We start from the raw sequence: 13,220 nt of genomic DNA, 5'->3' as shown, positions 1-13,220 counted from the left end.
CACCTTTAGTGTCATGCCTCAGCGGTGGGTGGTGGAACGCTCTTTTGCTTGGCTGGAGAAATGCCATCGCCTTTGGAAAAACTGTGAGCGGCAATCGAATACCAGCTTGCAATTCGTGAATTTGGCCTTCCTCACTTTGCTCTTGCGCCGGGGGTGATCAAAAAAGATCTCGAACAGGTTCTAAGAGCTAGACTTGATTGTCATGGCGCGACCAGTAAATGCGTAGCGTATTGCACGACTCACTCCGCTAAAAAGAATGCAGCCTTGCTCCAACAGCTTGGCAGTCTGCTCGGCAGGGGGCATTTGATCAATTGTAGATTGTAAGTGAGCGTAAATTCCAATGCCGCTCGTGGTGCAAGGAAATCAAATCACAAGTTAGTCTTGCTTTTAAGTTAAGCTTGGATGCGACATTTTGTTCGCTGCTTTACTTTGGCAATGCGATGATCGCGCCAAAAAAGATGGCGCGCAAATTAATTCGTGCCACTTTTCGCGCCAAATCGAAGGGACAAAACTCTTTGGTGCAATGTATGCAATTTTGAAGGTGATGCACTGTGATACGCAAAGCGGGCTAAGTACCCCGTCGCCGTCCGTAAAACCTATGGCCCCGGATTCAGTCTACCTGTACCCAGTTCGAGTGACCTATCGCCATGGTTGCCGTTGACCTTATTTATTCCAATGTGAAACATTGCCATTAGCACTGTCTTGGACATATGCGCTATACAGAGCAATAAAGTTCAGAGTTAAGTGAACAAAGTGTCGATGTTCATTTAACTTTGAACTGCCGAAACTGCTAAATCAAGGACTTACAAAACAGCAGGCAATTTAAGTCTGAACCATTTCTTCATTTAACTCTGAATTCGTAAGGGTTTTTTTCATTTAAGTTTGAACTTTGAGGAATGTTTAAAAACATCGAAAAAGCTGAACTCGCAGATCATTTGTGAAGTGTTGGTAAATAATTGCTTTACAAAATTTCTAGGCTTGAATTTGTATTGTCAGACGTGCCACAAATATATGCTGCGGCTTGACAAGGTATTAGGAAATGTTTGCAGGAACCTGCCGCCATTTATGGCAAAGTCGTTGGTGATATTGTAATTGTTTGGTGCGATTTTGTAGCTTAAGAAGTAGTAAATGAAGGCTACAACAGCGTTTCTTCCTCAGTTTCTTTGCTTGCACACTAGCCGCAAATTTTCTGAACCCTGCGTGCATTTTTTCATATGATCTGACGCGCTATCTAGTATCCGGCAAATTGTCGCCTTGTGTCGTAGCTTATTGATTTTTGTTGAAATGTTAATTTATTAATAAATAATTTAGCTGTTAGCGCGATAGAGAACTGGGTTTCGCTAGATTACCTTGGATTACTAGTACACATATAGTAACTCCGCTGTCGGTATGCATTCGAACGTCCAACAAGCTATCGAGTGAGCGAGGTGAAGTACTTTTTTTACCTGTGTCCAAGACACATAAGATTGCAGTTCGTTTTCCTTTGGCCACAGCGTAGCTTGCCGTTTGCGCAAAAAATTTTTCACACTCATCGACATTAGTTATTAAGCTCTTTTGTACCTTGAGTTCAATTGGGATTCCTCGGAACGAGAGATCGGTAATGCCACCAGCAGCATATGCATGTTCATCAAGGTCTGAGCCAATTAGGACGTTGCGGCGCATTTCTGAACGCACATGAATTTGGAAATCTGCCTCTGTCCATGTTCCGGAGAAATCTGCATCTTGCACAGATCTACCGGCAAGATTGCATAGCGGTGCCAATAACAAGAGAGTGTCTGCAGTCTCATTCTGGGCAATACCCCCTCTGCGGCGAAGTGCATCACGTATTTTGAATAGTTTTTTGTCCAAGATTGGATATCCACACACTTGAAACTTTGAAATATCTGTGCCTTCGATTAACAGAGTACGATGACCAACAATTGCAACTGGTTGTTCTCCTCGCACAGGTAAGAATTCAGCTGTGTACTTGAACTCGAATGGTCGGGCATGCATTCCTTGCGGCAGAAGAACAATAGCTCTTCCACGCTGATGCATGGTGTAGGGTGGTTTGCCACTTGGTTTGACAAAACTGAATGTAGGGAAATCATAAGTACTTTTAGGTTCAACCGATATTGGTGTCAAGCACAATTCCTCCTGCTCCGCAGGCCAGCGAGAGACGCGCACTTCGATCTCAAAGTCATGGACCTCTCCAGGAGCTAAATGCTGCAGCTCAATCGCGGCTCTACCATCGATTTGAAACTTAAGGAAAGCTACAGTCAAATCAACAGGTTCTTCCGATGGACGCTCTGGCCCAAACCTTTCTGCGGCCCAACTAGGCAGCTTTTCTGCTTCAAAAATACCTAAAGGGAGTGGCACTATAGCTACTAACTTTGCAATTAATGCGATTTCCGAAATGGTAGTAAGGCTTGGGATGGATGCTGCTGCTGCAATTAGGTCTGATGCTGCTGATTTCTCGCGATACTCGGTCTCCCACAGTATATACCGCTCATGTGCACTCCTGAGGAAACGATCAGCATCTGGCCCAGCTTCTAAAACCGCCTTACGCCAATGTACCAAGGTATCGATAATGCGAACCAGTCCAGCAAGTGCGGCATACGCATTGGCAACTGAAGTATTAGCGAAGTCGAGGGACAGTGAATCCAAGTCGAGTGCAACTTTGTTTAAGTCGTGAGGGGCAATTTCTCCTTTAGAAATTGCCCAAAGTGCTTCAACGACTTCACGACGCTGGGGAAACTGCTCAAAAAGAATTCGTCTTTTCATTTTACTCGCGGATTTGATTGATTTCAGCTAATGCAGCGTCCCAGGTTTTTGCAACAGACAGGGCTTCATCAACCTTTCCTTGTGCAATCAAAAATTCGAATTCTGCCTGGCAGCATTGCTGTTGCGAAAAGAGCCATGTTGTTCGCATTCGGGTAGTGGTTGGCACCATCTCTAGATGTGTCTGCGCAATCTCAAAGGCTAAACCCCATTCGCCATTATGAGTAAGAGTTTCCAAAAAAGTGCCGATTACCATTGGCTCTGATGGATGGTTTGCGACAACCTTTCTGATTTCTCCAATGTATTTTCCCACCATATCCTCAGGAATATTGCACACCAAGTCGAGCACATGTTCCAATCCTTAGTCGCTGTCGCAGTGCTCAAATAATCCGAAAACAAGTTCTGCGTATCCTTCTACTTCTGAAAAAGATTTCAGTAACCAAGAGTGACTATGCGTTAAAAGTAATTCAGGTTTTATCTCTTTCAATATCGCGACGAGAATTTTCCCTGAACTATTCTTGAATTGCTTGTCCTTACTTTTCAATGACGCATATACGTCTATACATGTAAGCAGAAACTCTTCATCCTGATCACGGCGATATACGACAATCAAATTGTCAAGCGCATTTAGGGCTTGTGATCGTGCGTGTTCAGGGAGACTCACATATTGAAGAGCGCGCGCAGCAGACTTATGTACGATCACATATGGGTCAAAAAGCATTAATAAGAAAGCTTCGGTAACTAAATCTGGTAACTCTTTAAAACGGTCAGATCCTATTTCCTTGATCGCCCTGGCGGAAGCTGCTCTGATCAAATTAGATTTGCCGACCATCGCAGCATAGAAGAATGGAAGCACTGCACTCAGCCCTGCACCCGTCTTCATCAGAGGAGGAAGTTCCTCAATGATTGCGGCTCTAAACCCCTCACTTAGCGAGTCAGATTTGCTAAGAAAATCTGTAAATGAAGCAAGACCACTAGCACCGGAGGCTGCTCCATTTATTGCCCACCTTACGAAGGATGCACGAAGGTACCAAAAGCTCCTTCGACGACTATCTTTTTCAAGCGCAGTTAATAAATTTTGAGAAAAAATAATAGATGATCGCTCGTTAAAGGTTTCCAACTTGGAGTCGGCCAAAGCAGCTGCTCCTAGTAGAGTATCCATTTGTTCGCAAGCAAGCGGGGCAAGGTAATCTGATTCATGCCGCAAAGTCCCGAGTATGACTTGGATAACGTCTTCGTTATCGGATGTTCCAGCCAGAGCTACGAGTCTCCGCAATGCTACACTACAGGCATTAAGAGGTATGGTCTTGGTCCCTTCTTTATCCCCTCGTCTTCTTTTTGCCTGAGAAATAACCTTTTCATAGACACCACTGAGACGTGATTCTCCTTCTTTTGAGGCTCCCTCAAAATAACGCATAAGCTCAATATCCGTTGAATCTGGGGCAGATATGAATACGTGAACTTGTGCTTGCGAAAGATCATGAACAACGTTCCTAAGTTCAGAGTCGCGACGAACGTCGATCAGAATGTCAGCTCTTGTTAGTCGCGTGATGAGGGAGCGACGCATGCTTGCAAGCAAATCCGGGTGATTCGGAGCGAGGGAAATAATGGCAAGCGCTCCCATACTCACGTGAAAAGGATGTGACGCAGAAAGCAGTTCCTCTATACCTTCAGAAACTTCTAAGGGGAATCGTTCAAAGATGCAGCGAAGCGGATATGGATTCTCATTTTTCTGGTCGTCAGAATTGAAAGAAGAACGGGGTGGGGAGGCTATAAGCGCCAAGCTCAGTACTGAGCCGCATACGTCAATAGCTTCTACATATGATACGTTACTAGTAGCAATTTCGGCCGCTAGATCAGGGACCCGGCCTTCAATTAAGCATCGCATTGTACAACGAGCCAAGCGTGCTAGATACAGTTTAGATGTTCCAAGAATAGTGAGACCAACTTCGTCAAACCAATGCTCATCACTCTCAATAAGGGAGAATAAATGTTCCGCCACCTCCAACGTTAATAACTCAGGTGCCAGACGTACGCTCTCAATCAATCGAAGAGCTGTAGCATTATCCCTAATCTCATCAAAAGCTTGCAGATCATCCACAAATGTTGCAACCGTGACAGATGATACTGCACGTAACGCAGCTCTGACAGAGCATCGTGAATCGTACGAGATCTGTTGTTGTTTTTTTAGTGCCTCATCGTGTATTCGAGCATTTTCGACTTCGTTGTCACGCCGAGCGATTAGTTTGGAAATATTCGGCAGACGTATAGGTAGGCGCTGCGAGCAACCAACGCAATGAGTGTCGTGAAAATGAATTGCTGAATCCTCAAGGAGCCAGGTAGCCATCCCGTTAGCCGACGCATGGTCGCACGCCATTGAATGATGTCCAATAGGTAGACCAGTTTCAATCTCGATCAAACCTATACCACCGTATTTTTCCACTCTCGCATGGCCGCACCAATTCTGAATCAGTTCCTTTGTATCAAGGTTGCGCTTACCTGCATCCATCGTGTTTTGTATATCCAAATCAGAGCTCAAACATATCTCCTGCTGTTATATGAAGTTTGATCCAAGAGTTACTTGTACTGTCGGACTACCTTGAATTCGTATTTCAAAAGAATGGAAGAATTACTGTAAGCTCATAGGAGGTGAGTAGAATGAATGTACTTAGCAAGTGGTGTAAAATATAACATTTATTAAGTATCAAAAGAAATAAATCTTAAATTCAAAATGGCCTTGAGCGATGATTCGTTTGGCAGCAACTAATTTGTGCTGGCGGGGATGCCTATATAAGAATCATCAACTAGAATAGAAAATTTTAGCCCCACGGCAACCGAATTACGCTTATCGGTTGGTCAAAAGCACACACATGTCAAAACTTGAATCGGAACTCGCTCAGTTACGTGCTGAAAACGACATGCTCAAGCGCTTGCTGGCTACACATCGCATCGCCATTCCAGGTGCTGTTGCAGATGTTAATCAAACAGGGTATTTGCATTCCGAAGTGACGATTATGGGAACGCTTTCGCCAGAGGCGAAGGTTAAATTGTTCCGCAAATTATTTCGTGGCCGGGAAGATGTGTACCCAGTGCGTTGGACGAGTACCCAGACTGGTAAGGCGGGATACTCCCCGGTCTGCGCCAATGAATGGCGTCGAGGCGTTTGCGAGAAACCGCGTATCAAGTGCAGTGATTGTCAGCACAGTTTGTATGTGCCAATGACGGACCAGGTCATTTTCAATCATTTGAAGGGCGAAATAACCGCTGGCATCTATCCTCTGTTAGTCGAAGACAGGTGCCATTTCCTGGCTATCGATTTTGACGACGCCGATTGGCGCGAAGACGCCAAGGCTGTGTTACAGACTTGTATTGCTAATGGCCTTCCTGCTGCACTCGAAATTTCTCGTTCTGGGGAAGGGGCGCATCTATGGTTGTTTTTTAATGGGGCAGTCCTTGCGCGCGATGCGCGTCGTCTTGGCACCGCGTTAATCAGCGCCACTTGTGCCCGGACCAGGCAATTGAAGCTGAGTTCATATGATCGTTTATTTCCTAATCAGGATATGATGCCTAAGGGGGGATTTGGTAATCTTATCGCACTTCCTTTACAGAAACTCCCGAGAGAATTGGGGCGTAGCGTGTTCGTCGACGAGAATCTCCAACCGCTGGCAGATCAATGGGCTTATCTAGGCAGTATTCAACCAATGCCTGTGGCTTTGCTGGAGCCAACTTTAACAAAATTGGTCGGTGATCGGCATCCTCTGGACATTGCCTACGCCGAAGTACCAGATGAAAATGCGGACACACCCTGGATCAAGGCGGCAAAACCGGATATCAAGCTTACCGGCACGATGCCAAAAGCAGTGGTCGCTACGATTGGCTACCAGCTATACATCGAGAAAGCAGGGTTGCCGCAAGCATTGATGAATCGATTGATTCGCCTGGCTGCGTTTCAAAATCCAGATTTCTATAAGGCACAGGCGATGCGTATGTCCACTTGGGACAAGCCACGCATCATAGGTCGTGCCGAAAATCACCCTAAGCACATTGCCTTACCGCGCGGATGTTTGCCGGATGCTAGTTCGCTCTTAAAGGCTAACAAGATTGAACTCCGGCTGACCGATGCACGCACAATAGGTGCCGCGCTCAATGTTAGATTCTCTGGTGCCTTGCGCGAAGATCAACAGGAAGCAATGAACGCGGTGCTACGCAAAGATTGCGGTGTGCTAGTTGCTCCTACTGCCTTTGGCAAGACAGTCACCGCCGCAGCAATCATTGGGCATCGAAAATGCAGCACGTTGATTCTGGTTCACCGGGCAGATTTGATGCGGCAATGGCAAGAGAGGCTAGGGAGTTTCTTGGACCTAGGGACGCAAAAAATAGGTTTGATTGGTGCTGGAAAAAGCAAACAAAACGGACTATTGGATATTGCCGTCATCCAGAGCCTGGCTCGTCGAGATGATTTACCCGATTTTCTCAGCCAATATGGCCAGATTATTATTGACGAGGCGCATCACTTATCCGCTGTCACATTCGAGTTGGTACTCCATCAGGCCACGGCACGTTATGTCCTCGGCTTAAGTGCGACCCCAGTTCGTAGCAACGGACACCACCCCATCATGTTCATGCAGTGCGGTCCTGTCCTTCATATTGCCAAGCAGCCTAGTCACGTTCCAGAACAATTGCTTGTCCAAGTGCAGCATTTGCCAGTTCCTGCAATGCCAGCGCAAGCAAGCATTCAGGACGTAATCCGACTCTTGGCGGAAGACGATGTGCGTAATGCTTGCATTGTTAGCGATGCGGTCACAGCGCTAAAACAAGGCAGGAAAGTGCTGCTGCTCTCGAAGCGGACAGAACACCTTGATTTGCTGCACGGACAATTGAAGAACTCGGACTTTCCATGTTTCTTATTGCATGGACGGATGAAGTCAAAGGACAGGCTAGCAGTAATTGCGTCGCTAAATGAATTACAGGAAGATACCCCGCATATTTTGCTTGCAAGCGCTCAATTGATTGGCGAAGGCTTTGATCATGCTCCTTTGGACACCATGATCTTGACTTTGCCAATTTCCTGGGAAGGCAGCTTGCGTCAATATGCCGGGCGACTGCATCGGGATCACGCTAAAAAAACAAATATTTTAATATACGACTATGCAGAACTAGGTCATCCACAGCTTGCGAGGATGTGGGAGAAGCGTCAACGTGGATACCGGGCAATGGGATATCAAGTTGAAATGGCTGGCCGCAGGTTGTGTTGAAAAATTTCTATGAGACTACTGCCGTACGTATTGACGATATCACCTATAGGTACTATATTTAGGCTCTAAAGTCATGCGAAGGTTCCACAGCCGATGCAAGGAACCACCCGCCAAAACGTAACTTTTGGTCTAGCTAGGTCTAGGTAAGAGATCGGACTGTATCAAGTAAAAGCCTCCGTTCGCGGAGGCTTTTACCCTTATGCGTTAAGAGCGGGTAGCATTGCAAAATCTCTTGGTTTGAAATGGTATTTTAAGGGTGTTGCAAATTAAAACTAAGGCGTGACATAATATACAAATAGGCATCTCCACGAGCTGCACCCATCCAAGAGCAGCTGCTATTTGGATTTAATAACCGATAGATAGATGACATTCATTGGTCTATGAAAGTGCCATCATATTCGGCCTTTACGTTCAATGACACTGATCAGCATTAAGTCTTAAGCCAAAAAACTTCAAGCCAAAACAAAACACTCAGCATGTAGACGCATTTAACCAGGCAATAGGAATTGTCGGGTTCCGTCACTATCTATGCGTACAAAATAAGCGTTATTGCACATCTTTAGCACGCCGCTTATCTAACTTTACAATTTTCTCGTCGCAATGCGTTGAGGACATAAACGACCTCAATACAAAAAAATGCGACACCCGAAAAAATTCCGGCACGCCTCTAATACGCAAGCCAAAAGTGTGCCTCTCTAGGTCATTGAAGGGAGCGCCGACATCTAGCTTTAAGCTAGTTAGCTGCGAATCGAATCTAAAGCTAATCTACATTAAATCAGGTTTGGTTTGTTCACTTCGATCAGATCGCAAGAAATATTTCACCTCTTTGCACCAACTAAGACGTTCACCACCCCCACACATCGAACAAAGCTTCGCATGACATGCGAGTTGATTAATTTTATAAGCGAGCCTTATGATAAAAAGAGAAAACTTTTCAACGACGCTCAGAGAGCAACCTAAGCGCCTTCCGATTCCAACAAGATATGGTTTTGCCCCAGAGGTCTGGTGTGAAGCTTTTGAAGCGCTTAACGACGGTAACCCGGAAGACGTAAATCTATTCAATTTAGGACTGGTATTTGGTCAGAAATCTCAAAAGGTTGCAAACAGCGTTAAACATATATCTTCCAGAACAAAATCTCATGGATTGCCAGAGCTTGCGCCACTGTTTTCTCAGCGAGCAAATGATGTCATGAGAATTGCCATGGAAAGTCATGCTCGTGCGATGGAAGATGCCGATGTTATTTCGCAAGAACAAATACGAGAAATGATGTGTTTCATCGATTCTGCGGGTAATTCAAACTCAGTACAGGTACCGATGGAAGCTGTTGTTGATGCCATCGCAAATGCGATAAAAACGCTGAAAAGAAGTGACGGATTTGGGGACTTAAATTCCAATGAAATCAATTATCTCGATATTGAGGATTCACTACGTAACTTGTTGAATTTAGCCCAGTACGACTTGTCATTGCAACGCATGTGGGATTCGGCAGTTTGGCTGCACACACAAGTTCAAGTCGATCCCCAGTCGGGAGAATATATGATCGACGAAACAAAAAGCGACTTGGCACGGCGTTTTGCAATCGATCTTTCACGCCGCCCGATCTACATGGCAAGGAGCTTTAAAAGATTTGAATTGTTGGAATCGATCCCTAATTCGAGTGATGTACTAATACCGCAAGTCATGCTCGAAGATGGCCATTTGACTGTGCGCGCAGTTCCTGCTTTCAATATGCCTAAGGAAGAACGTGACGCATTGATTAAGGCTCGTCATGCCAACGGATTATTGCAAGAAGGAATACTTCTCGATTTCGTCGAAACCGAGCATCCTACGGTTAAGTTAAAAATTTCTGAAATACTTCTTATTTGGGGCGAGCTTGCTTTGATAGCGCAACAGCTTTACTCGCTAGCGCAATCGCGTGATTCTGAAAAAGAAAAAGTAACGCTTACGACGGTACTCAATAGTCGGTTTCGGCTGACTGACATAGTGGCCGTGATCAAGAGCTGCGTGGTTCTTTCTCGTGAAAGAGTTGCTGAATGTATAGATTTTCTATGCTTCCAACCTACCAGGGAGGCGACTCTGTGGGGGCATCCTATTCTTCCTGCGGGGGACGACATATGTCTCTTTTGGTGGCCTTTGCTTGGCGTACACCACGCTCGGACTTTGTCGGCTTGGGCAAGGATGCATAAATCGCTTAGCGAGTCGTTTGAATCGAAGGGGGCGCTGAATGAAATAATGATGAAAGAAGAGTTACTCGCTGCTATTGAGAGAGGACCTTATCGAGAACACATCAGATATGTAGGATCAAGCCTTGATCCTAGACTGAAATCGGACGAGGAAATTGATTTTCTGATTCTTGTTGGAGACACTGCTTTCGTGATTGAAACTGCAGCGATTCCATCTCCGGCAGAAGCTTATGAAGTTCACGACACCGAAAAACGGCTCGATCAAAAGGCAGGTCAATGTACAAAAAAATGCGCTATCCTTCGGCAAGACTTGACTCAAATTGATGAATGGCAAGACGACCGCTTCCCAATTCGTAAAGTAACTAAAGTAGTTGGGTTGGTAGTAACGAATTCGTATTTGCGTGATGGCAACTATTCTGGGGATATTACCCAATGCCACTGGGACACACTGCTAAATATTATCAGTTATGGTGGAATGCTTTTTGGCGTGCTGCGCGATTCGCAGGAATTTACACTGAAAGCCGAGATAAAACCAAGGGCCGGTGAGTCTGTCGCAGATTCAATTCTGAATGCGTTGAAAAAATCACCCAAGGCTGAATTTTATGCTTCTTCCCTTACTTATACTGACATGTATATAAAGGGATATGACGAGCCTGATCAGGCTGGAATATACCGCAGGTGGAACATGGAGTTTCCTTCTCCAAATGACATTGAAGAGTTACTGAACAATTGTAGTTTTGGAGCGTCGCTCGTTGAAGTAGAAGATCCATCGTTGAGTCAGAGCTAAAAATAGTATGGTAAGGCCCTGCATGGCTTTTTTCTTATCGAAATTGGATCTTTATTTTTAGAGGCCGTAAGCCATGGAATTTATTAACACTTTAAAAACCACGTCCTATGGACGTGGTCATCGCCTAACTGGCTTTGCCTGTTAGAGCGAAAGGAGCCTGCTCAAAGAAGTATCTTTCGTGATGTTTGTCCCCACAACAATCAAGAAAGGAAACGAAAAGGAGCAGGTTTAAAAGAGCATCGCACGTAATATGGCATTGTCAATACCATTTGGTATGGGTGCCCAAATATCGATACCGAATATTAAGTGGTCCAATTGGACGAGAAGTGCAGAAATGTTTGATTGATGACATATAGTCAGCAATTAGGTTGTGAGATAGTGGAACTGAACGTGCAAGTTGATCATGTGCATCTATTGGTGAAAGTGCCGCCAAAGTTATCGATATCGGAATTGATGGGTGTCCTGAAAGGGCGTACGGCAATAAGGTTATTTAACGTATTTCCTCAAATGAGAAAGAAGCCCTATTGGGGGAATCATTTCTGGGCAAAAGGATATTGCGTAGACACGGTAGGGCTGGATGTTGAAATGATCCGAAAGTACGTCAAATTCCAGGAGCAGGAAGAAGCACGACAGCAGCAACTACAACTTTAAGAAATAGATAGCGAGCCTTCTCAGAGGGCTCGCACGTGTGTTCCCCTCTGGGGAGCAAAAAGCAAAACCACGTTCTAAGAACGTGGTTCATTTACTTGGATTTAGTCATGTGCTCATGATTGTTCCTCCATTGTGTCTGGGATTGATTTTCTTGATTAGGAATCGGATTCAAGAAAGAGGGCTTCTTGAAGAGCTTTCGTGTTTGAAAGCTCAGGTGGTGGTTTTAATCCAAGTGCGACGGCTATGCGGTGACTTTCACCACGTTTTGCCTTGGCCCTGCCAGAAAGCACTGCATATACCAGAAATGCGTCAAATTCATGGGCGCGTGCCCAATCCCCAATACAGATACCTTGCTCAAAAAAGCGTTGCTTGACTGCGTCTATAGCTGCCTGCGAAAGGTTCATGATCTAGATTTATTTAAATTTAAATGAGATTACATTTGGTTTTGAAAGAAATATTTAAATTTTTATCAGATTATTGTAAATGAATAATTTCGTCAATAATTCACTACAAATTCATTTTATTTGATTTTTACACTTGGGAAATTTTAATAGGTAATTAAATGCAAGTTAAATACTGATATCTGGTATATGTGTGTATGATTAATGTACGAATTATGTGTTATAAGTGTATAAGTGTTGTATGATTATTTGTATCTATAGGTTTATTTTTATGTTTAAATCAAGAATTGAAAGTGGGGAGAGTTGGTGATATGACTACAGATGAGGCGAATGTAAGTGTGGCGCAAAGGCTACTGGAGGAGCGAACACGACTCGAGTTAACACAGGGAGCGTTAGCTGAGCTTGCAGGTCTTTCAAGGGTAAGTATTGCAAAATACGAATCTGGCGGTACCTTGCCAAGTGCTGAAGCACTAATTGCCCTGGATCGTAGTGGAGTTGATATTCGCTATGTCTTAGTTGGTGTTTATTGCACGGGCAATAGAGCGATGCGGGATCGTTTTCGCATGGCATTTGAAGAGGTCGGGCGACAAGCTCAGGCCAATAAGGAGGTGCTTACCGATGAGACTCGCCTGGAATTGGCTTGGCGTATTTATGAAGCGTTAGAGACTTTTGAGAAATACAAGCTGGATTAGACCACTAAAGGGAGCATTAGTTTTTTTCCATAGCAGTCATCAGAAACGACAAAGTCACATTGATTCCACGGTAAGAGCCGACTCTGTAGACCGGATACGGGACGAAATCAATGTGATTGATTATATTATCTCCATCATACGCAATATTGTCAACCCATGGGTAAATACTGTCATGCGGGTGGCTACAGATACCCGCATGTTTGATGTCGCTATGTGGGGAAAATTAAGGGGGATCAAGTATTTAGAAATGATTTTGGAAGGCATCTATATTCTTTGCCATATTTCAAACAAGGTCAGTGTGCAACCGACTGCCTCGATGGTTCATGTGGATGATTACGATGCTATGACCGAAGAGTGTTCCTCCAGCATGGTTGCCGGCCAAAAGCGCTGCTGATATGAATTTGGTAGTATGACTGCCCCCAGTTTGCATTGGCCTTGATGGGGCAGGAGGGCAAGCGCCTGGCCACTGATCTTACGTTGCTGCCTTCCATTA

General features: G+C 44.8%; 9 protein-coding genes and 1 pseudogene. 6 read left to right on the top strand and 4 right to left on the bottom strand.

Annotated elements, in window-relative coordinates; translation table 11 throughout:
- The coding region (locus DFR42_RS13655; protein WP_146218848.1) for a transposase at positions 1-157 on the top strand (157 nt) is incomplete at its 5' end.
- A gap of 1,157 nt (positions 158-1,314) precedes the next feature.
- On the opposite strand, the gene DFR42_RS13650 is transcribed toward DFR42_RS13655, so the two are convergent.
- The 3 genes from DFR42_RS13650 to DFR42_RS13640 are packed head-to-tail and all read right to left on the bottom strand — an operon-like array spanning position 1,315 to position 5,296.
- A complete protein-coding gene (locus DFR42_RS13650; protein ID WP_110255508.1) occupies positions 1,315-2,760 on the bottom strand; it encodes a hypothetical protein in 1,446 nt (481 codons plus the stop codon).
- A 1-nt stretch (position 2,761) separates the two neighbouring features.
- Complete coding sequence (locus tag DFR42_RS13645) at positions 2,762-3,106, bottom strand: hypothetical protein (RefSeq protein ID WP_146218847.1); 345 nt, start codon at positions 3,104-3,106, stop codon at positions 2,762-2,764.
- A 12-nt stretch (positions 3,107-3,118) separates the two neighbouring features.
- Positions 3,119-5,296 carry a hypothetical protein gene (locus DFR42_RS13640; protein WP_110255506.1) on the bottom strand — a complete coding sequence of 726 codons (2,178 nt, stop codon included), beginning with the start codon at positions 5,294-5,296 and terminating at the stop codon, positions 3,119-3,121.
- A gap of 331 nt (positions 5,297-5,627) precedes the next feature.
- Between DFR42_RS13640 and DFR42_RS13635 the strand changes: the two genes are divergently transcribed.
- The 3 genes and pseudogenes from DFR42_RS13635 to tnpA all read left to right on the top strand — a co-directional run bounded on the left by DFR42_RS13635 (position 5,628) and on the right by tnpA (position 11,634).
- Entirely contained in the window at positions 5,628-8,012 is a 2,385-nt protein-coding gene (locus tag DFR42_RS13635) for a TOTE conflict system archaeo-eukaryotic primase domain-containing protein (protein ID WP_110255505.1), read from the top strand.
- 913 nt (positions 8,013-8,925) lie between these two features.
- Positions 8,926-10,983, top strand: a complete 2,058-nt coding sequence (locus tag DFR42_RS13630) for a hypothetical protein (RefSeq protein ID WP_110255504.1) — start codon at positions 8,926-8,928, stop codon at positions 10,981-10,983.
- A gap of 185 nt (positions 10,984-11,168) precedes the next feature.
- Positions 11,169-11,634: pseudogene (gene tnpA, locus DFR42_RS13625) on the top strand (IS200/IS605 family transposase).
- 155 nt (positions 11,635-11,789) lie between these two features.
- Here tnpA and DFR42_RS13620 read toward each other — a convergent pair.
- A complete protein-coding gene (locus DFR42_RS13620; RefSeq protein WP_110255503.1) occupies positions 11,790-12,038 on the bottom strand; it encodes a DNA-binding protein in 249 nt (82 codons plus the stop codon).
- Positions 12,039-12,346: 308 nt separating this feature from the next.
- On the opposite strand from DFR42_RS13620, the gene DFR42_RS13615 reads away from it, so the two are divergent.
- Together DFR42_RS13615 and DFR42_RS13610 are read left to right on the top strand one after the other, a co-directional pair.
- Positions 12,347-12,727: a helix-turn-helix domain-containing protein gene (locus DFR42_RS13615; protein ID WP_110255502.1), complete on the top strand. Its 381-nt coding sequence runs from the start codon at positions 12,347-12,349 to the stop codon at positions 12,725-12,727.
- A 112-nt stretch (positions 12,728-12,839) separates the two neighbouring features.
- Positions 12,840-13,121: a hypothetical protein gene (locus tag DFR42_RS13610; protein ID WP_110255501.1), complete on the top strand. Its 282-nt coding sequence runs from the start codon at positions 12,840-12,842 to the stop codon at positions 13,119-13,121.
- Positions 13,122-13,220 lie beyond the last annotated feature (99 nt).

The organism is Undibacterium pigrum, assembly GCF_003201815.1.
Taxonomy (GTDB): domain Bacteria; phylum Pseudomonadota; class Gammaproteobacteria; order Burkholderiales; family Burkholderiaceae_D; genus Undibacterium; species Undibacterium pigrum.
The sequence above is the reverse complement of the archived record's forward strand: the minus strand, read 5'-3'. Positions and strand labels throughout refer to the sequence as shown.